This window comes from Sphaerisporangium rhizosphaerae (assembly GCF_042665155.1).
In the GTDB taxonomy this organism is placed as follows: Bacteria; Actinomycetota; Actinomycetes; order Streptosporangiales; family Streptosporangiaceae; genus Sphaerisporangium; species Sphaerisporangium rhizosphaerae.
In genome coordinates this window covers 136,953-163,193 of the sequence record NZ_JBHTCG010000016.1, presented here as the reverse complement: position 1 = coordinate 163,193, position 26,241 = coordinate 136,953, and the positions used below count along the sequence as shown (strand labels likewise).

The following is a 26,241-nucleotide window of genomic DNA, read 5'->3' as shown; positions in this document are numbered from 1 at the left end:
GCTCGTCCGATCCGCCCCCCGGGGTTCATGCGTGGTCGGCCAGGCCGTAGGTGTCCAGCAGGATGCCGAACGTCAGGACGACCAGGAGCAGGTCGTCCCCCAGGTGGGGGTGGACGTCGAATCCCTCGCGCAGGTAACGGGCCTTGAGGTGGTCCACGACGGCCGGGTCGAAGAAGCCCTGCCGCCTGACGCGCTCGTGGGAGAGCGTGTCGTTGATCCACTCGACGTCGCGCCGCAGCAGGTGGGGGCTCCCCGGGGCCCGGAAGCCGAACTTCTCCCGGGCGATGATCTCCGGGGGCACGAGCCCCTGGGCGGCCTGCTTGACGACGTACTTCTCGCCCGCCTCGTTCACCTTCAGGTGCGCGGGCACCGTGGTGGCGAACTCCATGACGTCGATGTCCAGGAACGGGTACCTGGCCTCGACCGAGTTGGCCAGCGACATCCGGTCGCCGTGGTCGGAGAGCAGGTGGTCCGACAGCCGCAGCTTGAAGTCCAGGTAGGAGCGCTGGTTCAGGCGGTCGCGGCCGGCGAGCATGTCGGTGTCGACCAGCGGGTGGCGCAGGCAGTCGAAGTCGTCGAACCGCTCGCGCACGCCCTCGGAGAAGATGTCCATCTTCGACTCGCGCCAGGCGTTGTAGGAACGCTCGTAGAACAGGCCCGGGTCGCCCCACAACTGCCTGCGCACGTCGTCCTCGAGCGCCTCGTCCAGGCCGCCGCCTCCGCCGCCGCCCCGGCCGAACCGGTCGAACCGGTAGCCGACGTACCCGCCGAACAGCTCGTCGGAGCCCTCACCGGTCAGGATGACCTTGACGCCGTTGCGCCGGGCGAGCGCCGACAGGGCCAGCGAGCAGGTGTTGTAGGTCTCCTTCACCGGGCACTCGGCGTGCCAGACCATCCTCTGGAGCTCGCCGGTGATGTCCTCGGCGTGGAACTCGGCCTCGTGGTGGCGGGAGGCCACCTTCTCGGCCATGAGCCGCTGGTAGGCCGACTCGTCGATGGCGGCGTCGGGGAAGGTGATGGAGAAGGAGTGCGAGGGTGGGGTCGTCCGCCCGACCAGCGCCGCGATCAGCGAGGAGTCCAGCCCGCCGCTGAGGTAGAACCCGACGGGGACGTCGGCCTGCAGGCGGCGCCGCACCGACTCGCCCAGCAGCTCGCGCAGCGTCTCGACGTAGTGCTCGTCCGGACGGGCGGGCGGGGCGTCGCCCTTGAGGGGGAAGTCCAGGTCCCAGTAGCGCACCTCGCGGACCTCGTCGTCCTCGACCAGCAGGTAGTGGCCGGCGCGCACGCTGCTGACGCCGCGGAACATGGTCCGCGGGCTGACCAGACCGGGGAAGGTGAGCACCTGGTCAAGGCCGGTGAGGTCCACCTCGCGCCCGACGCCGGGGTGCGCAAGGACGGTCTTGGCCTCCGAGCCGAACACGAAGTGGTCGCCGGTGCGCGCGTAGTGCAGCGGGAGGATGCCGACGTGGTCCCTGGCCAGGAACAGCCGGCGCCGGCGCAGGTCGTAGATGGCGAAGGCGAACTGGCCGTTGAGCTTGCGCAGCAGGTCCGGGCCCTCCTCCTCGTAGAGGTGGACCAGGACCTCGACGTCGCAGTCGGTGCGGAAGCGGTGCCCCTTGGCCTGCAGCTCGGCGCGCAGCGCGCGGTGGTTGAAGATCTCGCCGTTGCACACCAGCGCGACCTGGCCGTCCTCGCTGAACATCGGCTGGTCGCCGCCGTGCAGGTCGATGATGCTCAGGCGCCGGAACCCCAGGGCGACGCCCCGGTCGAAGAAGGTCCCGCCCGCGTCGGGCCCCCGGTGGGCCAGCGTCCCGGTCATCCGCGCGAGCTCCGGCTCGTCGATGGCACGGCCGTCACGGAGGGCCATGGACCCAGCGATTCCGCACATGTCTCGGGCGCTCCTTCCACGTAGGCAGCTACAGAACGGCAGGGACCGGGCTAGGCGTCGGCGACGGCCGGGACGACCTTCTTGCCGATGATCTCGACCTGGCGGACCGGCTCGGGGCCTCCGATGATGCCGATCGCGGTGTCCACGCCGAGCCCGGCGAGCCCGCGCAGAGTCTCGGCCAGGTCACCGGCCCCGGCGCCGTCGTCGCCGACGTCGAAGGGGAAGATCACCGTCTTCTCGATGGCGTCGTAGTCGCGCCCCTCGGCCTCGCAGTGCCCGCGCAGCACGTCCAGCTTGTGCGGCAGGTCGGGGCCGGGGTACAGGTTGCAGGCGTCGCCGTACTTGGCCACCAGGCGCAGGGTCTTCTTCTCCCCGCCGCCGCCGATGAGGATCGGCGGGTGCGGCCGGGTGATGCTCTGCGGCAGGTTCAGCGGCCGCGCGAGCCGGTAGTGCTCGCCCTCGTAGGGCCGCTCGTCGCCGCGGTCGCCGTCCCACATGCGGTGGCAGATCTGGATCGTCTCCTCCAGCATCGCGAAGCGGTCGGCGAGGGAGGGGTAGGGGATGCCGAGGCCGAGCGCCTCGTCCTCGTACCAGCCGACGCCGAGGCCGAGCATCGCCCGCCCGCCGGACAGGACGTCCAGGGACGTCACCGTCTTGGCCAGCACGCCCGGGTGCCGGAAGTGGACGCCGGCCACGATGGGGGCCAGCCGGCAGCGCCGGGTGTGCGCGGCGAGCAGAGTGAGGGTGGTGAAGCACTCGAGCATGGGCGCCTCGGGACCGCCCGCGTGCGGGCCCTGCCACACGTGGTCGCCCACGCCGAGAAGCGAGAACCCGGCGTCGTCGGCGGACTGCGCGATCTCCACCAGGGTGTCCGCCACCCGGGCGGAGCCGCCCTTCCAGGAGAAGTCCCCGATTTCCAAGCCAACCTTCACGCCGGTCTCCCTAGGTTCTGTGACAACGTTCTCGCGGGTGTTCTCGCGGGTGGTGCGGGCCGGCCGGCGGCCCGGGGTGGCTCACGCCGGCCGGTAGCGCAGGATGCAGACCCCGGTGTCGAAGACCCGGGTGCCGGCCAGCTTCAGGTCCACGCGGTCCTTGAAGTCCTCGAACAGGTGCCTGCCCTCGCCGAGGACGACGGGATGCACCCACAGCAGGTACTCGTCGATCAGGCCGCGCCGCATGAGGTCGCGCGCGAGCGCGGCGCTGCCGTAGATCAGCAGGTTCCTGCCGGGGAGCCGCTTGAGCCCGGCGATCTCCTCGGCGACGTCGCCGGCGGCGATCCGCGTGTTGCGCCAGGCGGCGCTCTGGAGGGTCCGCGAGAAGACGACCTTGGCGATGCCGTTCATCTTGTCCGCGACCCGGCCGGTCTCCGCGGGCCACGCCTGCGCGAACAGCTCGTAGGTCCTGCGCCCGAGCAGCAGGGTGTCGGCCGCGTCGAGTTGTTCCTCGACGTGGCGCTCCATCTCGTCGTCGAAGACGTCGATGTTCCAGTCCTGCTGGCCGGTCGCGTTCTCCACGTAGCCGTCGACGCTCACGAACATCGACAGGATCACTTCCCGCACGGCGTCCTCCGCCCCGTCAGACCTTGGTCTTGAGGTAGGCGTCCAGGCAGTTGAAGAAGCTGCCCCAGCCCTCGACGGCCAGCGGCACCGTCTCGGCCGGCAGGTAGCCGACCTGGAGGAAGCGCATCTCGGTGCCGCCGTCGCGCTCGGCGAAGGTGACGCTGACCAGCTCCTCGCCCTCGCCCTGCGCGCTGCGCTCCAGGAACTCCGGGTCCAGCGGGTCGCCGAGGGTGAACGACAGCTTCTCCGGGCGCACCAGGTCGCGGTACACCCCGAAGAAGGGCTGCTCGGCGCGCTCGGTCTCCTCGGTCGCCTCCATGACGATGAGGGCCTTCCAGTGGCCGCCCGGCCGCGCGTCGATGGCGATCTCCGACAGCGGGGCCGTGGTGCCCTCCGGACCCCACCAGTGCGTGAAGTGCTCGGCGACCGTCCACGCGTCGAACACCAGCTCGCGCGGCGCGTCGAAGACGCGGGTGATCGACACCTCCTGCAGAGTCGGCGTGGGGGTGGTCGTGGTCTCGGTCACGTGCTTTCCTTCCTGTCGCGGTGCGGAGGGTGGCCTGTCGCCGGGTGCGGGGGCGGGGCCGAAGCCCGCGGCCGGGAGGCCGGCCACGGGCGTGCGGTCAGTGCGGTCAGTGCGGTGAGAGGGGTCAGTGCGCCTCGGCCGGCACCCGGGCGTGCAGGCGGACCGGCAGGCTGCGGTGGCCGTTCATGATGAACGTGGGCAGCGGCTGCAGCTCCTCGGCCGGGACGGCGAGGTTGATGTCGGGGAAGCGCTCGAACAGCGTGGACAGGCCGATGGCGCCGACCAGGCGCGCGATGCCGGCGCCCAGGCAGTAGTGCGGGCCGTAGCCGAAGGAGATGTGCTCCTTGTCGGCGCGGGTGATGTCGAACTCGCAGGCGCTCTCCCCGTGCAGCTTGGGGTCACGGCCGGCGGCGAGGTAGTTGACCAGGATCGGGTCGCCCTTGCGGATCAGCACGCCGTCCAGATCGACGTCGTCGGCGGCGAAGCGCAGCGGCAGGCTGGCCAGCGGAGCCTCGGCCCGCAGCACCTCCTCCATCACGTCGTCCCAGGACTTCTCCCCCGACCTCACCAGTTCGAGCTGGTCGGGGTGGGTGAGCAGGTTGGTGACCGCGTTGCTGAGGAAGTTGATCGTGGTCTCCGACCCGGCGCCCAGGATGGCGAAGATGGTGTCGGTGAGCTCGCCCTCGGTCAGCTTGCCGCCGTCCTCGTCGTCCCGGGCGGCGATCAGGTCGCTGGTGATGTCCTCGCCCGGGTTGGCACGCTTGGAGGCGATGAACTCCGACATCGCGTCGCGCCAGCCCATGAGGATGCCGTGCGCCACCTCCGGGCTGACCGTGGTGTCCACCATCATGTTGATGACCGGCGCGGTCTTGGCCAGCGCGGTCTCGTCCATGCCGATGATGTCGGCGACCAGGCGGGCGGGCAGCGGGTAGGCGAACTGCTGGCGCAGGTCGACGACCTCACCCGGCGGCGTGGCGGCCAGCGCGTCGAGGATCTCGGTGGTCAGCTGCACGATGAGCGGCCGGACCGCCTCGATGCGGCGCGGGGTGAACGCCTTGCCGACCAGACGGCGCAGCCGCTTGTGGTCGCTGCCCCACGAGGTCGAGATGTTGTCCATCGCGACCCAGCTGATCAGCTCCCAGTCGGGCCGGATCTCGCCGTTGGTGAAGGCCGGCCAGTGGGCGCGGGCGCTCTTGGTGACGCGCGTGTCGGTCAGGACCTTGCGCAGCGTCTCGTAGTCGGTGATCGCCCACGCCGTGACACCGCCCGGCAGCTCGATCAGCGTCGCCGGGCCGAGCGAGCGCAGGTGCTCGGCCTCGGCGTGGATGTCCTTGCCGGTGATATCCAGGGCGACGGGGCAGCGACTCTCCATGAGTGACTCCAAGATCTGGTTCGGAAGAGCTGATCAGGGTGCGCGGGCACCCGTGGGCGGGACGGGCGGGAGCTTCCGGCCGCCGCGGGACGGCCGGCCGTCGCGCCCTTCCGGGAGCCGCGGGGCCCCGGCCTGGGAGGGAACGGCTATTCGGGGAGCCTGATGGACAGCGCGTGGCGGAACACGTTCCGCGGGTCATAGCGCTTCTTGACCTGCTGGAGACGGGGGTAGTTGTCCTTGTAGTACAAGGTGTGCCAGGGGACGCCGGAGGTGTTCAGCTCCGGGTCCGCCAGATCGGCGTCGGGATAGTTGATGTAGGCGCCGTCGCTCAGCTCGTCCGGCCCCGGCACGCCGCCGCTGTGGGCGTAGATGTCGCGGAACAGGTCCCTGATCAGGCCCACGTTCGTGTCGTCGTCCGCCTCGCTCGCCCAGGCGCCGAGATAGGCCGCCTTGAGGATGGAGTCGCGCTGCGCGGTCGCCGTGGCGTCGGGGGCGACGGTGTTCACCTGGCCGCCGTAACCGACCAGCAGCACCTGCGCCGGGTTGTACACCTCGCCGGTGAAGTGCTTGTGGACGGCGGCGATCTGCGCGTCGCTGTACCCCTTGCGCAGGTACGCCGCCTTGATCTTGAACCGGCGCACGCCCGGGTTGCCCGGGTCGCCGTAACCGGGATAGGACGCCGCGTACAGCCAGGGCTGGACCTCCTGGAACCGCATCGCCGGCTCCACGCCCACCCCGGCCGCCACCTCGTCCAGGAAGGCCGTCATCAGCGCCTCGGCGCCGGGCACGCCCTCGTCGATGAGCGCACCGACCATCAGGCCGGGCGGGGTGTCCTTGTGCGTGCCGTGGAAGTACGGGAACAGCTTCGCCTCAGGCGTGCCGGCGGCGCTGTTGTTCTCCATCCAGGTGCCGAAGTTGCGCAGCAGCGTGGTGAAGCCCTCCTCCGACATCCCCTCCCACGACCAGATGGCCAGGCCGCTGCGGGTCGCCGCCGGCGCCTTCGGCAGCAGCTCGGCCGGATCGGAGGAGAGGGCGTCCGGGCTGCGCATCCAGTAACGGGTCACCACGCCGAAGTTGCCGCCGCCACCGCCGGTGTGCGCCCACCACAGGTCGCGGTGCGGATCACCGGGCTCGCGGGTGGCGATGACGGCCCGGGCCCGGCCGTCCTCGCCCACCACCACGACCTCCACGGCGTACAGGTAGTCGACCACGGCGCCGAGGCTGCGCGACAACGGGCCGAAGCCGCCGCCCGCGAAGTGCCCGCCGACGCCCACCTCGGGGCACATCCCGGCCGGGATCGTGACGCCCCACCCCTTGAACAGGACGCGGAAGACGTGCCCCAGGGTCGCGCCGGACTCGATGGCGAACGCGCGGCGGCCGCTGTCGTAGTAGACGGCCGTCATCTCCGAGATGTCCAGCAGGATCTTGACCTCGGGGTTGGCGACGAAGTTCTCCAGGCCGTGCCCGCCGCTGCGGACCGCGATGCGCCTGCCCGAGGCGACCGCCTCGTCCACCGCCTGCACCACCTGCTCGGTCGTCGTCACCACGCGCACGTAGTCGGGGCTGCCGACGAACCGGTGGTTGGTGCCACGCAACATGCTGTCGTAGCGGGGGTCGTCCCGGGTGATGGTGGACGCGCCGAGAACGGTCTGGTGCTGTCCGCCGGCCGTGAACGCCTCGGAGGAGACGGCGGTGACGGCCCCGTTGGGATGGCCGTGACTCTGCAGGTCGGTCATTGTTCGTTCCTCCAGTGGCGGCCGGGCGGCGTCGACGCCATCGCCCGGCCGAGTCATGGTCGGCTCGGCTTCCCCAAGCCTGCTATCCGCCGAATCCCCACTGCATCTTTCGATGTGCTGTGTTGTTCGGCCTCGCTCCGCTCGGCGGGCTCGGGCGCCTTTGAGGCGGCGCTCTTCGTCGTCATCCGGGCTCGTTCCTCACCCTCCTTCCTCCTCAGAGCACCGCCGCGCCCGAGCCGGGTTTCGGGGCCGAGTCGTGTTTATGGGCTTGCTTCGCTCGGCGGGCTCTCCACTCCCCGAATCACCCCCGAGTGCTTCGGAACGGATCGGCCCCAAAACCGGCTTGGGGCGCGGCGGTGCTGTGAGGAGGAGAGAGCGAGTGCGAGGAACGAGCGCTCGTGAACGACGACGAACGGCGCCGCCTCAAAGGCGCCCCAAGCCCGCCGAGCGGAGCGAGGCCGATAAACACAGAAAGCGCAAGGGGCGAGATGCGGGGGTTTCGGGGTGGGGGCAGCATGGGGGTTTGGACGCCGACGCGCCGCGTTTGACGGAAAAGGCCGTCCCGACCTCTCGCACGACCCTGCCGCCGCACGGAAGGCGGCCGGGCCGTTCAGGCTGCGCGGGTTCTCACCGCCGTTAATCCGACGAAAGGACGAGCACGTGAGTGAGGCGGACCGCTCCGGGAAAATCGTCATCGACGCCTGGTTCTCCGGATACACCTTCCCGAACTTCCTGGAGCCGATCAAACAGCGGGCACGGGAGTTCGAAGAGCTCTACCCGCGTTATCAGATCAACGTGGGCAGCTCCTACTTCCAGAACCTGGCCGCGGACGTCGCCCAGGCCGCGCAGGAGGGCCGCCCGCCGACCATCGCCTCCTACTACAGCGGCGCCACCCAGCTCGCCCGCGACACCCTGACGAAGGACGGCAGGCCGCTGTTCACCTCGGTGGAGAAGGCGATCGCCGGGCGCACGGAGATCCTCGGCCAGCCCGTCGTGCTGGACGACATGGTCATCGCCGGCCGGAACTTCTACACCATCGACGGGACCTTCGCGGCGATGCCGGTGACCCTGTCGACGATGCACATGTACACCAACCTCACTCTGCTGCGCGCCGCCGGGATCCAGGAGGTGCCGCGCACCTTCCAGGAGGTCGAGGCGGCCTGCGCGGCGATCGCCCGGATGGACGACGCCCCTCCGCACCGGATCAGCTGGGCCAACGACGGCAAGTTCTTCCAGCAGATGCTCGCCCACCAGGGCGGCCTGCTGACCGACGCCGGCAACGGCCGCGACGGGCGGGCCACGTCCGTCGACCTGCTGTCGCCGCAGATGATGGCCTTCGTGCTGTGGTGGTCGCGCCTGCACCGGGACGGCCACTTCCTGCACAGCGGCAAGCTCGAGGACTGGGCCGGGTGCGCGCAGGCGTTCAGGGAGCAGCGGGTCGTCTTCCGGTTCAGCTCCTCCTTCGAGGCCCCGTACATGGTCAAGGCCGGCCAGGAGCACGGCTTCGAGGTCGCGGTCACCCCGACGCCGTACAACGCCGAGTACCCCCTCGCCGGCAACTGGATCGGCGGTGACGGCATCTGGCTGCGCGACGGCCTCGACGAGGAGACCCAGGACGGCGCGCTGGCCTTCATGCAGTACCTCAACAACCCGCGCAACGCCGCCGAATGGCACAAGGTGTACGGCTCGGCGCCGGTCACCAACGCCGCCGCCGCGCTGCTGGAGGCCGAGGGCTGGTACGACGAGCACCCGTATCACCGGGTGACCACTGAGCAGCTGAACTCGACGACGGGGGTGCCGGGCGCGGAGACGCCCATCGTGGGGCACTTCGCGCAGATCCAGCACGCCATGATGTACGCCCTGGAGGACATCATGGCGCTCGGCGCGGACCCGGTCGAGCGCTTCACCCAGGCGGCCAAGGAGGCCGAGGAGTTGCTGGCGGAGTACGGCCGGCGCTGTCTGGTGAACGGACCGCGGCCGGCGCACTGCACGCTCATCGACAGCTGAGATACCCCCTTCGCTTCATCCGCCCTCCCGCGGCGGGACGGCCGGCGGTCCGACGAGGACCGCCGGCCGTTCGGCGTCCGGGGCGTGCGAGCGCGAAGGCGTTCCGGCTCAGGTGGTCGACGCAGGGGCGTCGGGGTTCGCGGGCGTCCGGTTCGCGGGCGTTTCGCGTCATGGGTGCCGGACGTGCGGAACGGCCGGCAGGGGGTTCCCTGCCGGCCGTTCGGCGGTCGACGATCGCGGGTCGGGCCTCGGGCTAGGAGCGCCCGGCCGGGACGCCGATCTTGCGGCCCTCGGTGTGGTACAGCCACATCTGCACCAGGATCAGGTTGAACACCCAACCGGTCCAGCGCGCCGCCTCCAGCATGTAGGTGAACCCGACCTCGAACGGAAGCCGCATCAGGACGTTGACGATCAGCACGCCCCAGATGTTGTTCATGATGATCGCGAAGCTGTAGAGCATGAACCGGCGGTGCAGGTCGATGCGGCCCTTGCGCGCCCAGATCACCGCCGTCACGGTGAAGATGATCCACAGGCTCGTCGCGGCGGCGACGCCGATCTGCCCGACCGGCGGCGCGAAGGGCACCAGGATCAGGCCGACGATGCCGCCGATGACCGCGCCCGCCAGGTACAGGCGGCCGCTCGCGCGGTGGACCGCCGGGTGCTTCTTGCGCAGCCACGGCCACACCTGGAAGCACGCGGTCAGGATGGCCACGGTGCCGCAGATCATGTGCACCACGAGCAGCGGGTAGTAGGCGGGGAAGCCGTCGTGCGGCGGCGTCGGCGCCTTGCTCTCGGGCACGTACGGCGAGATCTGGTAGACCAGGTAGGTCACGACGACGGCCAGCAGGGGGGCGATCCAGGGCCGGCGCCACCATGACGTGGGCGTGCGGGAAGCGGCGGCCGGGGCCTGCGGGCGGGGCGGCGGGTCGGCCAGCCCCGTGGGGACGCCGGCCTTGTCGGTATCCAGTGTCACGGTTGTATTCCTCCTGCTGACGAGGCCCGGCATCGAGCCGCTGAGGTTCTCCCCCCGATGTGGCCGCGCCGGCGCCGCGGTGGGTTTCTCCGCGGTCCCGCCGGCGCGGGGCGCGCCCTAGGGGCGAAGGACGTAGCCGAGGTCCGGCGGCTGCTTGCCGGCGAGCACGTCGCCGAAGACCTCGACGATCGCCTCGGGTCCCTGGGCGTGCTCGATGGTCAGCCACGACGCCGTGCTGGTGAGGAAGCGCTCCTCGGAGGCGGCGTAGCGGGCGTAGTAGTTCTCCGGGCCCTCGGCCTCGGCGACCGCCCACTCCACCGCCGGGGTGAAGAACACCTCGGCCGCGGGGCCGCGCAGGCCGGCCGGTGGGGGCACCTGCGCGCCGGGGTGAGTGAAGCCGATGAGCGTGGTGTTGACCAGTTTGTCGGCGAACCGGTCGGCGACCGCGAGCCGCCAGGTGGCCTCGCCGGTGAGGTCGACGAACACGGCCGGGCCGTCGATGGACACCGACGACAGGTCCTCGTAGGAGGCGACCGTGTCGTACAGGCCGAGGCCGCCGACGAACGCGGCGTTGCGCGCCGAGGTGAAGCCGACCGTCGTCAGGCCGAGGCCGCGCGCGGCGGCCTCCTCGACCAGGCCGACGGCCACCTTGCTGGAGGCGCTGGTCAGCACGACGGTGCCGACGCCCGCCCCGGCCTGGCGCTGGAGCATGTCGGCCAGGTTGTAGGCCGCCGGGTAGACCGGGTGGATGAGCGTGCGCCGCTCGTCCAGCGCGTCGGGCTCCGCGGCCAGCTCGAAGTGCCAGTACCAGGGGTGCAGGAAGTGCCGCTGCGGCGTCAGGTCGGCGAAGCCGCGCGGGGTGACCTGCGGGGCCACCACGTGGTGGGTGGACATCGGCAGGTAGCCGTAATAGCGCGTGCCGACGGCGATCTCCGGGTGGCGGGACTCCTCGACCCTGGCGTGTCCCCAGACGGGCACGCGGCCGTATCCCTCCGGGCCGGGGAAGGCGTCGAAGAAGGGGATGTCGGATTCACCGAAGCGCGCGTAGGTGGCGTTGTTGGCCGTCAGGCCGAAGTTCTCCAGCGCGAGCCGGACCTGGCCCGGCTCGAGGCCAGGAGAGGACGCGTCCCGGATCTCGCTCACCGTCAGATCGTCGCGTTTGTAGACCAGATCCCATCTGTCGGGGTGAGACACAGCCATCTCCTTCTTTCGTCGCGCGCGGGCCGGCGGTCGCCGATGGACCGGGGCACCGGGACACCGCGGGGATGGGCACGCGGCCCACACCGCCACATCGTTCTCCGCGGGCTTCACACGGCGCATCTTCTGGATTGCGGCCTCCCTTTTCCGCCGCGCACGGGTGGGCAACTGCGCAATACGGAATATGTGGGCGGGACCGCAGGACGCCACGCTATTGCTACCGGCTCGTGGATGGTGGCCGCCTGACCGTGGTGAGGCCGCTCGGCGCTACCGGTCGATCGAGTCCCAGTGAGCCCGAACGTCGAAAGGCACGTCACATGGTTGATTCAACGTTGAAGCAGGGCGAGGCCCGCACCCCGGTCATTCAACCGCAACTTCCCTCGCTCACCGGAATGCGGTTCGTGGCCTGTCTGTTCCCCTTCGCCTTCCACGTCCTCTGCACGACCATCTTCGCCGCCAAGGACTGGCACATGATGCCCGTTCCCGGCAACCTCGCGTCGTATTTCTGGGAGGGGAACTGGGCGAGCGTCAGCTTCTTCTTCCTGCTGAGCGGTTTCGTCCTCACCTGGTCGATGCGCTCCGGCGACACGACCGCGAAGTTCTGGCGGCGGCGCGTCTTCAAGATCTGGCCGAACCACCTGCTGACCTTCGTCGCCGCGGCCATCTTGTTCGGCACGGTGATGAAGATGACGTTCAGCCCCTTGGCCACCGTGCTCAACGTCACCCTGCTGCAATCGTGGTTCGCGCCGCTGGACATCTGGACCGCCTACAACTCGGTGTCCTGGTCGCTGTCCAACGAGGCGCTGTTCTACTTCCTGTTCCCGTTCTTGATCCGCTACATCGTCCGCATCAAGCCCGAGCGGCTGTGGGCGTGGGCGGCCGGCATCGTCGCGGTCATCTTCCTGGTTCCCCTCGTCGCCACCCTGCTGCCGGGCGCCGGCGGGATGTACCAGCCGTGGACGCAGTCGGCGCACCTGGAGTTCTGGTTCACCTCCAAGTTCCCGCCGGTGCGGCTGCTGGAGTTCGTCCTGGGCATCGTCATGGCCCGCATCGTCATCACCGGCCGGCGGGTGCCGCTCGGCGTCGGCGGCTCGGTCGCGCTGACCGTCTTCGCCTACTTCGTCGGCCCGCACCTGCCGCTGACCTATCCGCAGGCGGCGGCCACGGTGATCCCGCTCGCGCTCCTCATCGCCAACGGGGCCATCTCGGATGTCAACCGCCGGCCGAGCTGGCTGCGCAGCCGGGTCATGGTGTGGGCCGGAGAGGTGTCCTTCGCCTTCTACATGTGCCACCTGCTCGTGGTGATCTTCGGCACGATGTGGCTGACCGGCGGCAAGAGCTACAGCACGCCGGTGGGGCTCGGCATCGTCGCGCTGCTGTTCGTGATCTCGCTGGTGATCGCGGCGGCGATGTTCCACCTCGTGGAGACGCCGATCATGCGCCGCTTCGCCACCTCCCGCTCCCGCACCCGCCACGTCACGGCCGCCACCCCCGCGACCGCGCCGGCCACCACCCCCGATCCCCCCGCCCTCACCGGCGCGGGCGCCTCCTCCTCGCCCGACGCCTGACCGCCCCTCGCGGACACCGGCGCCCCGTCACCGCGCGGCCGGCGCCACCCGCGCCCCCACGACGACGACGCCCTCCTCCACCGGCTCGACCTTCCCCGAGCCACTCGAGGAGGGCGTCGTCAAGTCTTGCGTGCCCACCGCACGCAGCCCGCGTCCCCCAGGTTCCTGGAGCGCCAGCTCGACGTTCCAGTCGCGCGACGGCGTCGTCTGAAGTAGTTCAGATACCATGCGAGTCATGGCGACGAAAAGCTTCCCGTACAGCGCCTTCCTGCGTGGGCCGTCGCAGGTCCTTCCGTCTCTCGATGACGCCGACGTCATCCTGGAGCGTCGAGACGACGAGAACCTCATCCTCATGCGCGCCGAACGATTCGAGGCCGGTGTTTCCACGCTGCGCATCGCGGCCCGCGCCCTTGCGATCCTCGCCCGCCGTAACAACGACCTCGCCGAAGAGGTGCTCACCGAGGAACTGCCGTGGACGACCTGGCTGCCTGACACCGAGCGGCATGTCTGCGTGGCAGAACTGCTCGGACACCTGGTCGCCGGAGCGGACACGGGCGAGCTCGTTCCTTTCAGCCGCGCACTCACCTCCTGGCGATCCACCGCCATCGCCTGGAGTGATCCGGAAGTCGCCCACCATCTGCAAGGCCCCTTCCCCGGCGACGGCGGTGAGGCCACCCGCCCGGCCGTTCCTTCCCCATGACCGGCCGAGGAGACGAGGTGCTCCGCCCCAAACCCTGGGTGGTGCGCTTCGCCGACCGCAAGGCGGCTGAAGGGTGGCAGCACCTCCTCCGCCAAGCGCTGGAGAATCTCGACCGGGCGTGGGTGGCCATAACCAGCGATCCCCGCCACGTCGACAGTCGCCAGCATCCCCTGAAAGGCGCTCTGGGTACCGTCAAGGTGGGCGGCGAGGTGCTGGAGCAGTGGCAGTACGAAGCCACCGCGGGTGGTCGGATCTGGTACGCCATCGACGATGCGCAGCGGACACTGTGGATAACACGTGCCGGCACCGGACATCCGAAGCCGACCGATAGAAGAGGGCACTGACACAACCGCCGTGCACGCTGTCACTGGGCGGGGGCCGCGGCACGCCCGGCGGTCTGCGAGCCGGACACGATCTTCGGCGAGGCCGTGACACTGATTCGGATGCACGACCACGCCGCAGCACCTGGACGACGAATCGCCGCGGCGTCCTTGGGGCGCCGCGGCGATTCGCGTTCTCTGGGGGCCGTCCGCGCGTGGGGCGCGGCGGGGTGGTGGAGTCAGCCGAACAGGGGGCGGATCTCGATGCCGCCGCGCCAGGTGCCGGGGCTGAGCTTGGCGATCTCGACCGCGTGGTCGATGTCACGGGCCTCGATCACGGTGAAACCGCCGAGCACCTCCTTGGCGTCGATGAAGGCGCCGTCGGTGACGCCGTCGCTGCGGACGGCCTTGGCGGTGGTGCTGGGCTGGAGGGCGTACCCGGCGACGATGCTCGCGCCGAGCTCCTCGATCTTGCCGGCGTAGGCGCCGTGCGCCTCCAGCTCCTCCTGCGGGGCCTCCGACCAGTCGGCGGGGGTGGGCGCGTAAAGCAGAACTGCGAACTGAGGCATCTCAGGCTTCCTCTCGTTGTCGTTTCATCTACAACGAACCGGCTACCACCGCATGGTGATCACTTATTGGTCGATGGTACGGTCCGAGTCTTTCGGCGTCCGGCGATCGACCGGTTCGGCAGATCGCGGGACGGGATCGAGACGGCGTGGCGCGTCCCGGTGTCGCCGGGAGCCTCGCGGGCTGTCGCTCCGCCAGGCTCCCGGCGCGAGCGCTAGGACTCGTGTCCGGCCACGGCGACCTGGTCGCGCGACGCCTGCGCACTCGCGTGCGCCTCGCCGTCGGACGCGCCGTCGGACGCGCCGCCGGGCTGGGCCTCGCCGGCCGCCTGTGACGGGCCGCCGGCCTCGCCGCCGTCCTGACCGGCCGGAGGCTGCCCGAAGGCGGGCAGGTCCTTCAGCACGACGGCGTTGAGGATGGCGACGCCGAGGACGACCAGGGCGCTGATGGCCGCCACCACGTGCAGGCCGCTGGTGAAGGCCGCGTGGGCGGGGGCGAGCAGCGTATCGGCGACCTGCCCCGGCAGGCCGCCGGCCGCGGCCGCGGCCCCGGAGACGCTCTCGCGCGCCGCTCCGGCCGCGGCTGCGGGGACGCCGGCGGGGATGGCGTCGGCGACCTGCGTGCGGTACACCAGGGTGCCGATGGTGCCGACCGTGGCGATGCCGAGCGCGTAGCCGAACTCGTTGGAGATCTGCGCCAGCGACGACGCCGAACCGGCCTTCTCCGGCGGGACGGACCCGACGACCAGCCCCATGCCCAGGGTGAGCAGCGGGCCGCCGCCGAGGCACCAGACGGCGTAGCCGATGATCATGCCGGCCGCCGAGGTGGAGAAGCTGAGGATCGTCAGGCCGGCCACCACGATGACCAGGCCGCCCGCGATGAGGTGGGCGGGCTTGAAGCGGCCGCCGAGCTGCGGGCCCACGGTGACGCTGACGATGCCGAGCAGCAGGCCGGGGAGCAGGCCGAGGCCGGCCTGCAGGGGCGTCATGCCCGCCACGGTCTGGAAGTACTGGGCGATGAACAGCATCGTGGTGCCGGTGAGCGCGCTGTAGAGCAGCATGCTGCCCAGCTCGGTGTTGAACATCTTGTTGGTGAACAGCCGCAGGTCGAGCAGCGGGTCGCTGAGCGCGCGCTGACGGCGCAGGAACACCACCGCCATGACCAGGCCGAACACCAGGGCGACGAGCGGGATGGTGTTCCAGCCGGTGCGGGCGAGCTCCTTGATGCCGTAGATGACCGGCAGGACCGCCGCGAGGGACAGCGCCACGCTGGTGAAGTCGATCTTACCTGCGTCGGGGTTGCGGTACTCGGGCAGCAGGATCGGGCCGGCGATGAGCAGCAGCACCATCGGCGGCACGCCCAGCAGGAAGACCGAGCCCCACCAGAAGTGCTCCAGCAGCACGCCGCCGACGACCGGGCCGATGATCGCGCCGATGGAGAAGGACCCGGCCCACACGCCGATCGCGGTCGCGCGCTGCTTGTCGTCGCGGAACATGTTGCTGATCAGCGAGAGCGTGGACGGGCCGAGGGTGGCGCCGGCGATGCCGAGCACGGCCCGCGCGATGATGAGCGTGATGGCGCTGGTGGAGTAGGCGGCCACGATGGAGGCCAGGCCGAACGCCGCCGCGCCGATGAGGAGCAGCTTGCGGCGGCCGATGCGGTCGCCGAGGTTGCCCGCGGTGATGAGGAAGCCCGCGACCATGAACCCGTAGATGTCCACGATCCAGAGCTGCTGGGTGCTGTTGGCGCCGAGCTTCGCGCTCACCTCGGGCAGCGCCAGGAGCACCACGAAAATGTCCAGGGCGACGAGGATGGCGGGCAGGGCCAGCACCGCCAGGCCCACCCACTCCCGTCGTCCGGCCTTCAGCCGCACTTCGTCGGTCACTATCTTGTCCTCTCTTCGTCGGCCGCACACCAGCGGCGTGGCCGCTTGAGCCGGGTGCTGCGCTTTACAGGGCTGTGCTCGCTATCGGACCGGTCTTCCTGCTCCCGGGGGACGGGACCGTCCCGGAGGACGAGGCGTACCGGCCATGGACTTCCAGCAGCGGCGCCCCCTTCCCCAGGGATCCGAGATCGGGTGATCACGCGGGCGGCGCCTGCGGGGTGGGAGGGACCCGGACGAACGGAGCGCCCAGGGAACGCCACCAGAGGACGCGGCGGGACACCGAGCGGCATTCCCGCACACCCCGCCTGAGAAGAGAGAAAGCGAGGAAATCACCGGACCGCCCTGCCGGCCTAACAAACCGGTCAGAGCGCGTCAGGAAAGGACACACCGACACCAGCCGACGCGATTCACTCCAAACTTGGCCACCGGTGGACGCCATAGGGCGAAACCTCCTCGGTAACTCCAAGTCAAGCCGTCTTGTCATGCTGGTCGGCACGCTCCTTTCCGCCGGCGGTGGCCGGGCCACGGCCATCCGCCCATGCTCTCCCCCAGCATTGTCTCCTCGCTCACCGGGCGGCACTTCTTCCAAAATGCTCTGTCATCGGAAACGTCATCGGAAACGCGCCGTTCACGCGGCCCGCAACGGCGCGGGGGCGGCGGCCCGGGCGGCCCGCAGGGGCACCGCGGGGGCGGCCTGGGCGGCGGGCTCGTGAGCGGAGGCCGCGGCCCGCGCGCGGCTCGACGAAGCCGCCTCGACGATGCGTTCGCGCCCGAGGTTGCCCCGGACGAGCAGATCGGCCAGCACGCCGGACGCGGTGGCGCCGCCGGCGCGCAGGGCGCCCGCCGCCGCGGCCAACTCGAGCGCCACCGCCTCCAGCACGGCGGCGACCGGCTCGGCGTTCTGCAGCAGGATGTCGCACCACAGGGACGGGGCGCCGCCGGCGATGCGGGTGGTGTCCCCGAGCCCTGCCCCGGCCAGCGACAACGTCGTGTCGTCCGCGGCGGCGAAGTGGGCGGCGAGCGCGGCCGAGACCACGTGCGGCGCGTGCGAGACGGCGGCCACCACTTGGTCGTGGGCGCCGGGGGCGACCACCTGGGCCTCCGCGCCGCAGATCGCGACCAGGCGGGCGACCAGCGCGACCGCCTCCGGCGAGGTGCCGGCGTGCGGGCACAGGGCCCAGGGGCGGCCGGCGAACAGTTCCGCGCGGGCGGCGGCGGGGCCCGACAGTTCACGGCCCGCCATCGGGTGTCCCGGGACGAAGCTCGCCAGGTCGCAGCCGGCGGGCTCCGCCTCGGCGGCGATGCGGCCCTTGGCGCTGGCCACGTCGGTGTAGGCGGCGCCGAGGCCACGGGCCTGCGCGTCGCGCAGGACGGGGACCACGGTGGACGGCGGAGTGGCGATGACCACGACGTCGGCGGGCGGGGTGCCCGGCCGAAGCGGCGCGCCCGCGCCCATGCGCACCGCCTGGGCCAGCGAGGCGGCGTCCCGGTCCGACAGCGCCACCTGCACGCCGGCGCCGCGCAGGGCGAGCGCGACCGAGGTGCCGATGACGCCGGTGCCGATGACCGTGACGCGGCGGACCGCGGGCGAGCCCGGTGTGCCGGCCGCCGTGACGTGCGATGGCGTGGCGCCCGCGATCGTGGTGATCACCATGACGTCGCTCCCCTTTTCCCTGTTCGTCTTCTCGCCGCTTCGGATGATCGGCCGGGCGGGATTTCCGAAAGAACCGTCCCGCATCACCAACTGTGCGCCATCAGGGCGCCGGAGAAGGCGGAGAAGGAAGGCAGCAAGTTGCCGACCGCGATCCATTTCCTGTCACCGTCCCACTGGACCCCCGCACCGAAATGCCACCCGCGCCCGGCGGAAAAGGAAGACCCGCACAACGACCCCCATAACATCCGAAGGCCGGTCATGAAGAGAGGGAAGGCGAGGGGAATGCCAGGTGCTCGGAGAAACGGGCATGGGAAAGACCTCACCGGCGTCGTCCCGGTGAGGTCCCCTGTGGTCCCGTGAGCGCTACACGGCGGCGGGGGCGAATTGGCCGGGGGTGCGGCCGGCGCCCGCGGGGCCGCGGTAGCACTGGGCGATGTCCAGCCAGTGGTCGGCGTCGGGGCCGACGGCGGTGACGGCGAGGTCGTCGCGGTGGCGGCGCCGGGTGGCCAGCAGGCAGAAGTCCACGGCCGGGCCGGTGATGCGCTGCTCGGCGTCCTCGGGGCCGAAGGCCCACAGCTCGCCGGACGGGGCGGTGAGCTCCCAGCGGAACTCCACCGGCGGCGGGGTGAGCCCGCGCGCCTGGTAGCCGAAGTCCTTGGTCAGAATCGCGAAGATCACCAGGTGCTTGATGCGGTCGGTGCGCTCCAGGGTCGCCCCGACGGCGTCGGCGATGTCCTGTCCATGGGCGAACTGCTCCATGATGCCCGCGCAGGTCAGGATGATCGGCGGCAGCGGGTTGACCAGCCACGGCACCACCTGGCCGGCGGGGACGCCCGCGAGCGCCTCGACGACGAACGCGCGCTCGGCGCGCCAGCGGGCCAGCAGCACCTCGGGGGTGTCGCCGGCGTAGTCGGCCAGCGCGGCGTTCACCGCGCCGTTGAAGTCGTGCTCGGCGCCCGCGGCGATGGCCTTGAACTTCTCGGGGTCGGCGGCCGCGGTGCCGGCGATGCGGAAGATGAACGCCAGGTGGGCGATCTGGTCGGCCACCGTCCATCCTTCGGCGGGGGTGGGCAGCCGCCACTGGTCGGGGGTGAGGCCGGCGACCAGGTCGTCGAGTTGCTCACCTTCCGCGGTCAGGTCTGCGAGCACGGCATCCAGTTCGGACACGTGTCTCTCCTCTCACTGGTCACTGGTAAGTGGTGGGTGGTCGTCGGTCATGCCGGATCACCGTGCGCCGGTCCGGGTGAGGTGGCCGGTGACGGCCGTGCGGACGGCCGGCGCCGCCCGGTCGCCGGTCACGGCGAAGGGGACGGCGTCGTGGTGCGGAGCCAGGCGCCGACGCGGCGGGCCGCGGCGAAGCTCGCCCAGGACGTCAGCTCGACCAGGGCGCGGTCGCCGGGCGTCTCGGCGCGGAAGTCGGCGACGACCGAGGGGTCGATCTGGTAGGACGCCTTGGCGGTCAGCAGCGCGAGCCGGCCGGCCGGGCGCAGGCCGGGCGGCAGGGCGGACACGGCGGCGCCCGCCCATGCGCGGCTCGGCCCGGGCGGCTCGCCGTCCCAGGCCGAAAGCTCGGCGGTCACCAGCTCGCGGACCGGCTCGGGCACCGAGTGGCGGCCGGCCCGGTCCATCGCGGCGGCGGCCCGCGCGAACGCGCCGGCGATGAACGCGGTGCCCTCCGCCCACGCCAGGTCGGCGGGCAGCGGCGCGGGAGGCAGCAGCACCAGCGACGCGCCCGGCGCGGCGGCCCTGCGGGCGGCCGGGCGCATGACCAGGCCGAACATCCGCATCAACGGGCCGCGCGCCCTGCGGGGCACCTGCGGCGGCAGCAGGGATTCGCCGAGGAAGACGTTGACCATGCGGTTGAGGTACTGGAAGGTCACCGCGACCGCGGCCAGCTCGCGGGTCCGCTCCGGCGGCTCGGGCGGGGCGTGCCCGGCGGCCCCGGCGCGGGTGCCGCGGGCGAGCGCCCACGCGGCCACCCGGCGCAGAGCCGGGTCGGCGATCGCCTCGGCGCGGGCGTCGGCGATCTCGCGCGCCGGCCCGCCCGCCACCAGGCCGTCCATGGTGGCGCGGTGCACGTCGACGCAGTAGGGGCAGGTGTTGGCGGCCGACACCGCGGTGGCGACCGCCTCCTTGACCGACCGTTCCACGGTCCCGGCGGCCAGGAGCGACTCGCGCAGGATCCCCCAGGCGGCGGCGAGCGGCTCGGGGGCCGGCGAGTGCAGGACGATGGGCGGGGCCAGCATGCCGAAGTCCCGCCCGGCCTGCGCGTACACGCGGGCGGTCAGGCCCTCGGCCGCGTCCGGGCGCACCGGCGTGACGTGCCGGATCTGCGCCAGCACCCCGGGCAGCGTCACCCGGGTCAGCAGCTTGCCCATCGCTCCCTCTCTCCGCCAGCCGGGACCCGCCCGTTCACCTGCGCATCAGTTCGGGGATGAGCGGGGCGGCGGCCTTGCGGGCGGCGACGCCGCCGTTGGGGGCCGGGGCGCCGTAGGTGACCTCGACGCCGCGCTCGCGGGCGGCGGCGACGATGCCGGGGATGGCCCGCTCGGCCAGGGCGGAGATGGTCATCGCCGGGTTGACGGTGAGCGCTCCGGGAACCGCCGAGCCGTCGGTGACGAAGATGCCGGGGTGTCCGCGCACCTCGTGGCGGTCGTCCAGCGCGGAGGTCGCCGGGTCGTCGCCGATGCGGCAGGACGACAGCGGGTGGACGGTGTAGGCGCCGACCACGTCGTTGGTCCACGCGGCGACCTCGGCCAGCCCGTCGCGCTCGAGGATGTCCTTGCACTCGGCGTCGGCCAGGGCCCAGGCGCGCAGCGTCTGCGGGGTCGGGTCGTAGCGCAGGCGGCCGACGCCGAGCATCTGCTGCGACAGCCGGTCGGCGTTGCCGCGGGCCGGCGGCGGGCCGAAGACGCCCTCGTTGTTGTCCTCGATCATCTGGAAGATGATCAGCCAGGAGCGCCAGCGCTTGAGCACTTCCTTCTTGTCCACGCCGAACCAGCTCACCCCCTCGGCGCCGGGGACCTGGGCGAGGATGGTGCCAAGGCCCGGCGGGAAGTACAGCTGCTCCAGCGAGAAGCGCTCGAACTCGGGCAGCGAGCCGTCCAGGCGGTCCCAGTTGGCGACGACCGGCCCTCTGCCGATCTGGTTGGCCTCGTAGGCCAGGCCGTTGCCGCGCTCGAGGCCGAGGACGTCGCGCACCTTGTCCTCGTTGAGTATCGCGGTGTTGAGCCGCTCGCCGTTGCCGGAGAAGTACCGGCCGACCCCATGCGGCATCGCGCCGAGGTGGGGCTCGCTGCGCTGGAGGATGACGGGGGTGGCGCCGGCCCCGGCCGCCAGGACGATGATCTTGGCGTCGATCGTGCCCTCGCCGGTGGTGACCCGGTAGTCCTCGTCGTCGACGACCTGGTAGTGCACGCGGTAGCCGCCGTCGTCGGTGCGGGAGATGTGCTGCACCTCGTGCAGCGGGCGGATCTCGGCGCCGTGCGACAGCGCGGCGGGCAGGTAGGTGAACAGCAGCGACTTCTTGGCGTCGAAGCGGCACCCGGCCATCATCCAGTTGCAGTTCACGCACTGGGTCGGGTCGACGGCGACCGGCACCGGGTTGGCCGTGCGGCCGGCGTGGTCGCACGCCGCCGCCCACAGGCCGCCCGCGTAGGAGACGTCGTTCCACCCCTGCTGGTAGATCGGGATGGACTCCGCCACCCGGTCGTACCACGGCTCAAGGGTGTCGCGGCTGATGGCGGCGGGCCACATGCGCCGGCCGATGCTGCCGTGGCGCTCGAACACGAAGCGCGGCGCGCGGGGCATCGCGGCGAAGTACACGACGCTGCCGCCGCCCACGCAGTTGCCGCCGAGGATGCTCATGCCGTCGCCGACGACGAAGTCGAAGGCCCGGGTGTAGGACGAGCCGAGCTTGAAGTCCTGGTCGAAGTCCTTGCCGGTGAGCCACGGCCCCCGTTCGAGCACGACGACCTTGGCGCCGCCCGCGGCGAGGTGGTAGGCCGCGATCGCGCCGCCGAAGCCGCTGCCGACCACGAGGACGTCGGTGCGTTCGGTGCTGCTCATGCGGGGCTCCCTGAGGGGGTCGTGGCCGGGTGCAGGCGGGCCAGCGGCCGGCCGTAGGTGTACTCGTCGAACCGCCACAGGCCGTCGGGGCCGGGCTTCTCGATGCCCAGCGCGATCAGGCCGGGGTGCCCCTGGGCGAGCGCGTCGGCGGTGTGCATGTGCGCCGCCGAGTCGAAGGCCATGTTGCTGAACAGGGCCAGGCTGACCCACAGGGCCTTCTCGGGGTGGCCGGGTGTCGTCAGCTGCTGTACCAGGGCGGTGCGGTGCTCGAAGGGCAGCGCGACGAACGGCGGGACGGACTCGTCCAGGGTGAGGCCGTGCTCGGCGGCGTAGGCGCCGGCGTGGGCGTCGAGGGCGGAGGAGAAGCCGTCCAGGCTCTCGGACAGACCAGTCGCGTCCCACTCCAGCAGCTCGATGGCGCCGGCCTGCACCGCTCCGCCGCCCTCGGCGGCTCCGGCGATGGCCCGGTCGTCCGGCGAGCGCTTCTCGCCGGGGACGATCGTGTCCGCGAACGCTTCGAGCGTCATCGTCCTGGCGTCTTTCCCCTCGGGGGTTGGCGACGGCATACGGGTTCCCTTCGTCGGTCCCGGGCGACGGCTGACCAGTTCAACGTTCAGGCACTCCCGTCCCCGTCGCATCTTCTGAGTTGCTTTCACATTTCCTCCCCGCAGGGGCCTCGGAAAGTGGATATCTGCAGGCAGGGGGGGCTTAGGGGTTGTCGCAGAAGGTTACGGACGCCAATTCTGATGACATGGCCGAGTGCCGTCGATGTGTCGTCGTCGAGCGTCGTCTTTCCCGGAAATTCACACGGTGACCGGGTGGGGTCCATTCACTGCAGTGAGGTGTGAGCAGATGACGGAGACTCTCGAGGACGAGTTCTCCCGTGGCGATTCGGGGTCTATTCCGGCAACACCTCCAATGCACGGGAGGAGCAATGGATAGCGCAATCGAACAAGCCGTCCTTCGTGTCGTCAGGAGCATGCACGAAAACCTTGGCGAGCAACTGACCATCAATGACATGGCGCGCACGGCGATGTTCAGCAAGTTTCATTTCTCCCGCGTGTTCCAGCGGGTCACCGGATTGTCGCCCGGCCGTTTCCTGTCCGCGGTGCGGCTGCAGGAGGCGAAGCGGCTGCTCGCGTCCACCTCGTTGACCGTCACCGACATCAGCCACCGGGTGGGGTACTCCAGTGTGGGGACCTTCAGCTCCCGGTTCACCAGCAGCGTCGGGGTCTCCCCGACCAAGTACCGCCAGCTCAAGATCGCCGCGCACGACACGCCGTTCGACGGCCTGGAGGAGCCGCCGGTGACCGAGCCGGTGACCACGACGATCAGAGGGGACATCTTCTCCCCGCTGGAGGACCAGCCGATCTTCGCCGGGCTGTTCCCCGACCGCATCCTCGAAGGCCGGCCCGTCCGTTTCACGGTCCTGCGCCGGCCCGGCCCGTACGTGCTGGAGGACGTCCCGCAGGGCGAGTGGCACGTGATGGCCCAGGCCATCGCGCCGGGCCACGAGGACGCCCTGGACCACGCCCCCGGCGGGGACACCGCCGTCTGCATCGGCCGCCACGGCCCGATCACCGTCCGCCCCGGAACCCACACCAAGGTCGCCGACCTGTCGCTGCGCCCGATGCGCCCCCTGGACCCGCCCGTGCTGCTCGCCCTGCGCGACCTGCTGCCGGTGCAGGTCCCCCAGCTGATCCACTGATCCACCGAGATCCGGTGACCGAGAGCCAGAGAAAGGCGGGCGCCCCCTCCAAGGGGGCGCCCGCCTTTCGCGCGTTCTCCGTCAGGCGGGGTGGACGGTCATCGGCAGGCCGCCCCGCACCCGCAGGGACAGCATGGGCTCGGCGACCACCTCGTGCCCGGGGAGCTGGGTGAGCCGCAGGTCGCGGGCGACCATGGCGATGACGAACGTGGCCTCCATCATCCCCAGGTGGTTGCCGACGCAGAACCGCGGACCGGCGCCGAAGGGGATGTAGGCGTACCGCGGCCGGTTCACCGGCCGGTCCGGGTCGAAGCGCTCGGGGTCGAACCGGTCCGGCCGGTCCCAGAACGCCGGATGCCGGTGCAGCGTGTACGGGCTGATCAGCACGTCGGACCCGGCCGGCACGTGGTAGCCGCCGACCTCGTCGTCGCCCTGCGCCTCCCGGGGCAGCATCCACACCGGCGGGTAGAGCCGCATGACCTCCTCGACCACCATCGCGGTGTACCGAAGCCTGGTCAGGTCCTCGAAGACCGGCAGCCGGTCGCCGAGCACCTCGACCGCCTCGGCGCGCAGCCGCTCGCGGACCTCGGGGTGCCGGTCGATGAGGTGGAAGGTCCAGGCCAGCGTGCTGGCCGTGGTCTCGTGCCCCGCGAGCAGCAGGGTGACCAGCTCGTCGCGCATGCGCTGCCTGCCGACGCGCGGGTCGGCCTCCTGCCGGGTGGAGCCGATCAGGCGGGAGACGACGTCGTCGCCGAGGCCCTCGGGGCGGGCCAGCCGGTCGGCGACCAGGTGGTCGACGATGCGCTGCAGCTCGGCGCGGGCGCGGCGGAAGCGCAGCTGCTTGGGCAGCGGCACCCACATCGGCACCTTGCTCAGCGTGATGAGCTCGAACATCGCCTGGTCCTGGACGGCCTCGAAGGAGTGGCCGATCGAGCTGAACGCGCCGAGGTCGGCGTCGAGCAGGGTGCGCCCGAGCACACCGAGGCTGAGCCAGGTCATCTCCTGCACGACGTCGACCGGATCGCCGCCGGTGTGCGAGCGCAGTCGCTCCACCAGCCCGGCCGCCTCCGCGGCGATGACCTGGTCCATCCGGGAGATCCGCTTGTTCTGGAACACCGGCTGGATCATGCGGCGCTGTTTGCGCCACAGCTCGCCCTCGCTGGTCAGCAGGCCGTCGCCGATGGCGCGCCGCGCCTGGACCAGTCCCACGCCCTTGTGGTAGTTGCCGCTGTTGTCGGCCAGCACATGCTTGGCGTGGTCGGGATGGTTGAAGAAGTACAGAGTCTTCGGCCCGATGCGCAGCCGGGCCGCGTCCCCGTAGGTGGCGGCCAGGTTCATCAGCGCGAGCCGGTCGCCGGCGAGCTTCTTGAACAGCCCCGGCCCCGCCCACAGCGGGGGGCCCGGAGGCACCCGGCGGGCGGACGGCGCCCGCCCGGACGCCTCGCCGCCCTCGCGCGCCGGTCCGGCCTTGGGTCCGGTGAGGGTCACTGCGGCACCTCGCTCCAGTCGGGACTCATCTGGCGCACCTTGCCCTTGAAGAAGAGCAGGCCGTCCCGGTCGGTCGGCTGCAGCAGGGTGATGACCCTGCCGATGAAGATGGTGTGGTCGCCGCCGTCGTAGGTGCGCCACACCTCGCACTCGAAGCTGGCGAGCGTGCCGGTGAGCAGCGGCGCGCCGGTCTCCTCGCCGGGAACCCAGTCGACCTTCTCGAACTGGGCCGCGCCCAGGGGACGCCAGCGGTTGGCGAAGTGCATCGCCTCGGCCTCCTGGTGCGCGGCCAGCACCGACACCCCGAAGTGGCCGGTGTCGGTGAGGCACTGGTGCATCATCGCGCCCCGGTCGACGCAGACCAGCAGCAGAGGCGGGTCGAGCGAGACCGAGGTGAAGGAGTTGGCGGTCATGGCGTGCGGGACGGCGCCGCCCGTCGTCACCACGGTGACGCCGGTGGCGAACGTCCCGAACGCGCGCCGCAGCGACTTCGCGTCCGCCACCGGGCGGGTCCGCGTGGATTGTTCGACGTTCACGCTGTCCTCCTGGCTGACTGTCGGGGGCCGCGCCTATGAGGCATACGGTTCGAGCGCCCGTGCCAAGGCGTCGGGGACCCTGGACGGGACCGTGCGGGTGTTGGGCCCGCGCATGCAGGCGATCCGCTGGCGGCCCCGGGCGATCAGCACCTCGGTTCCGTCGGGGTCGAGCCGGACGTAGTCGAAGCTGAACTCGACCTGGGTCTGGGCCAGCTCCTGCAGCCGCATCCTGATGGACAGCTCGCTGAAGGCCGTGATCTCGGCGAAGAACTCGCAGTCGACCTTCAGCGTGAACAGCTTCAGGTCGTCCTGGAGGTCGGCGAGCACCTCCGGCGCCCGCTCCTTGAGGAACATCTCCCGGCAGCGTCCCTGCCAGCGCAGGTAGTTGACGTAGTAGACGTTCCCCACGATGTTGGTCTCTTCGAAGCCGACCGTGTGCAGGTATTCGTAGTACTTGCCCATCGGGCTAGGACCGCCCTTCCGTGTGGG

24 protein-coding genes are annotated in these 26,241 nt (G+C 71.1%); 5 read left to right on the top strand and 19 right to left on the bottom strand.

Annotated features, from left to right (window positions below):
- Nucleotides 1-25: 25 nt before the first annotated feature.
- From asnB to ACFQSB_RS23545, 6 genes are all read right to left on the bottom strand, one after another.
- Complete coding sequence (asnB, locus tag ACFQSB_RS23570; protein WP_380829114.1) at nt 26-1,888, bottom strand: asparagine synthase (glutamine-hydrolyzing); 1,863 nt, start codon at nt 1,886-1,888, stop codon at nt 26-28.
- Nucleotides 1,889-1,938: 50 nt separating this feature from the next.
- Entirely contained in the window at nt 1,939-2,820 is an 882-nt protein-coding gene (locus ACFQSB_RS23565) for an LLM class F420-dependent oxidoreductase (protein ID WP_380829112.1), read from the bottom strand.
- An 81-nt stretch (nt 2,821-2,901) separates the two neighbouring features.
- Nucleotides 2,902-3,447: a dihydrofolate reductase family protein gene (locus ACFQSB_RS23560; RefSeq protein ID WP_380829110.1), complete on the bottom strand. Its 546-nt coding sequence runs from the start codon at nt 3,445-3,447 to the stop codon at nt 2,902-2,904.
- Between the two features lie 16 nt (nt 3,448-3,463).
- Nucleotides 3,464-3,973, bottom strand: coding sequence for an SRPBCC family protein (locus ACFQSB_RS23555; protein ID WP_354851733.1), 510 nt, complete (start codon nt 3,971-3,973; stop codon nt 3,464-3,466).
- A gap of 124 nt (nt 3,974-4,097) precedes the next feature.
- On the bottom strand, nt 4,098-5,345 hold the full coding sequence (locus ACFQSB_RS23550; RefSeq protein WP_380829108.1) for a cytochrome P450 family protein: 1,248 nt from the start codon (nt 5,343-5,345) through the stop codon (nt 4,098-4,100).
- A 146-nt stretch (nt 5,346-5,491) separates the two neighbouring features.
- Nucleotides 5,492-7,081 carry an FAD-dependent oxidoreductase gene (locus ACFQSB_RS23545; RefSeq protein WP_380829107.1) on the bottom strand — a complete coding sequence of 530 codons (1,590 nt, stop codon included), beginning with the start codon at nt 7,079-7,081 and terminating at the stop codon, nt 5,492-5,494.
- Between the two features lie 660 nt (nt 7,082-7,741).
- Here ACFQSB_RS23545 and ACFQSB_RS23540 point away from each other — a divergent pair.
- A complete protein-coding gene (locus ACFQSB_RS23540) occupies nt 7,742-9,088 on the top strand; it encodes an extracellular solute-binding protein (RefSeq protein ID WP_380829105.1) in 1,347 nt (448 codons plus the stop codon).
- Nucleotides 9,089-9,341: 253 nt separating this feature from the next.
- Here ACFQSB_RS23540 and ACFQSB_RS23535 read toward each other — a convergent pair whose 3' ends face one another.
- Both ACFQSB_RS23535 and ACFQSB_RS23530 read right to left on the bottom strand, forming a co-directional pair.
- Nucleotides 9,342-10,061 (bottom strand): DUF2306 domain-containing protein, encoded by a 720-nt coding sequence (locus ACFQSB_RS23535; protein WP_354851740.1) that lies wholly within the window; start codon nt 10,059-10,061, stop codon nt 9,342-9,344.
- 117 nt (nt 10,062-10,178) lie between these two features.
- The gene (locus ACFQSB_RS23530) at nt 10,179-11,255 is read right to left on the bottom strand and encodes a DUF2855 family protein (RefSeq protein ID WP_354927827.1); all 1,077 of its coding nucleotides are present in this window, start codon (nt 11,253-11,255) and stop codon (nt 10,179-10,181) included.
- Between the two features lie 320 nt (nt 11,256-11,575).
- Here ACFQSB_RS23530 and ACFQSB_RS23525 point away from each other — a divergent pair, with 320 nt between their 5' ends.
- Nucleotides 11,576-12,826 carry an acyltransferase family protein gene (locus ACFQSB_RS23525; protein WP_380829104.1) on the top strand — a complete coding sequence of 417 codons (1,251 nt, stop codon included), beginning with the start codon at nt 11,576-11,578 and terminating at the stop codon, nt 12,824-12,826.
- Between the two features lie 27 nt (nt 12,827-12,853).
- On the opposite strand, the gene ACFQSB_RS23520 is transcribed toward ACFQSB_RS23525, so the two are convergent.
- Nucleotides 12,854-13,054 carry a hypothetical protein gene (locus ACFQSB_RS23520; protein ID WP_380829103.1) on the bottom strand — a complete coding sequence of 67 codons (201 nt, stop codon included), beginning with the start codon at nt 13,052-13,054 and terminating at the stop codon, nt 12,854-12,856.
- Nucleotides 13,055-13,061: 7 nt separating this feature from the next.
- On the opposite strand from ACFQSB_RS23520, the gene ACFQSB_RS23515 reads away from it, so the two are divergent.
- Both ACFQSB_RS23515 and ACFQSB_RS23510 read left to right on the top strand, forming a co-directional pair.
- The gene (locus ACFQSB_RS23515; RefSeq protein WP_380829102.1) at nt 13,062-13,526 is read left to right on the top strand and encodes a hypothetical protein; all 465 of its coding nucleotides are present in this window, start codon (nt 13,062-13,064) and stop codon (nt 13,524-13,526) included.
- 17 nt (nt 13,527-13,543) lie between these two features.
- Entirely contained in the window at nt 13,544-13,870 is a 327-nt protein-coding gene (locus ACFQSB_RS23510; RefSeq protein WP_380829100.1) for a hypothetical protein, read from the top strand.
- Between the two features lie 215 nt (nt 13,871-14,085).
- On the opposite strand, the gene ACFQSB_RS23505 is transcribed toward ACFQSB_RS23510, so the two are convergent.
- The 7 genes from ACFQSB_RS23505 to ACFQSB_RS23475 form a co-directional block, all read right to left on the bottom strand.
- The gene (locus ACFQSB_RS23505; protein ID WP_354851748.1) at nt 14,086-14,415 is read right to left on the bottom strand and encodes a YciI family protein; all 330 of its coding nucleotides are present in this window, start codon (nt 14,413-14,415) and stop codon (nt 14,086-14,088) included.
- A gap of 212 nt (nt 14,416-14,627) precedes the next feature.
- The gene (locus ACFQSB_RS23500; RefSeq protein ID WP_380829099.1) at nt 14,628-16,298 is read right to left on the bottom strand and encodes an MFS transporter; all 1,671 of its coding nucleotides are present in this window, start codon (nt 16,296-16,298) and stop codon (nt 14,628-14,630) included.
- A 628-nt stretch (nt 16,299-16,926) separates the two neighbouring features.
- Nucleotides 16,927-17,952 carry a prephenate dehydrogenase gene (locus ACFQSB_RS23495; RefSeq protein WP_380829097.1) on the bottom strand — a complete coding sequence of 342 codons (1,026 nt, stop codon included), beginning with the start codon at nt 17,950-17,952 and terminating at the stop codon, nt 16,927-16,929.
- A gap of 363 nt (nt 17,953-18,315) precedes the next feature.
- Nucleotides 18,316-19,119, bottom strand: coding sequence for a TIGR03084 family metal-binding protein (locus ACFQSB_RS23490; protein WP_380829096.1), 804 nt, complete (start codon nt 19,117-19,119; stop codon nt 18,316-18,318).
- Between the two features lie 128 nt (nt 19,120-19,247).
- A complete protein-coding gene (locus ACFQSB_RS23485; protein WP_380829095.1) occupies nt 19,248-20,330 on the bottom strand; it encodes a carboxymuconolactone decarboxylase family protein in 1,083 nt (360 codons plus the stop codon).
- A 34-nt stretch (nt 20,331-20,364) separates the two neighbouring features.
- Nucleotides 20,365-22,020, bottom strand: coding sequence for a GMC family oxidoreductase (locus ACFQSB_RS23480; RefSeq protein WP_354927845.1), 1,656 nt, complete (start codon nt 22,018-22,020; stop codon nt 20,365-20,367).
- Nucleotides 22,017-22,586: a DUF5987 family protein gene (locus ACFQSB_RS23475; protein ID WP_380829093.1), complete on the bottom strand. Its 570-nt coding sequence runs from the start codon at nt 22,584-22,586 to the stop codon at nt 22,017-22,019. The genes ACFQSB_RS23480 and ACFQSB_RS23475 overlap by 4 nt, the downstream gene beginning before the upstream one ends.
- Nucleotides 22,587-22,999: 413 nt before the next feature.
- Between ACFQSB_RS23475 and ACFQSB_RS23470 the strand changes: the two genes are divergently transcribed.
- A complete protein-coding gene (locus tag ACFQSB_RS23470; protein WP_380829092.1) occupies nt 23,000-23,728 on the top strand; it encodes a helix-turn-helix transcriptional regulator in 729 nt (242 codons plus the stop codon).
- A gap of 81 nt (nt 23,729-23,809) precedes the next feature.
- Here the strand turns inward: ACFQSB_RS23470 and ACFQSB_RS23465 are convergent, their stop codons facing one another.
- The 3 genes from ACFQSB_RS23465 to ACFQSB_RS23455 are packed head-to-tail and all read right to left on the bottom strand — an operon-like array spanning nt 23,810 to nt 26,214.
- Nucleotides 23,810-25,216, bottom strand: coding sequence for a cytochrome P450 (locus tag ACFQSB_RS23465; RefSeq protein WP_354851764.1), 1,407 nt, complete (start codon nt 25,214-25,216; stop codon nt 23,810-23,812).
- Nucleotides 25,213-25,752, bottom strand: coding sequence for a flavin reductase family protein (locus tag ACFQSB_RS23460; protein ID WP_380829090.1), 540 nt, complete (start codon nt 25,750-25,752; stop codon nt 25,213-25,215). The genes ACFQSB_RS23465 and ACFQSB_RS23460 overlap by 4 nt, the downstream gene beginning before the upstream one ends.
- A gap of 33 nt (nt 25,753-25,785) precedes the next feature.
- Complete coding sequence (locus tag ACFQSB_RS23455) at nt 25,786-26,214, bottom strand: acyl-CoA thioesterase (RefSeq protein ID WP_380829089.1); 429 nt, start codon at nt 26,212-26,214, stop codon at nt 25,786-25,788.
- Between the last annotated feature and the right edge of the window lie 27 nt (nt 26,215-26,241).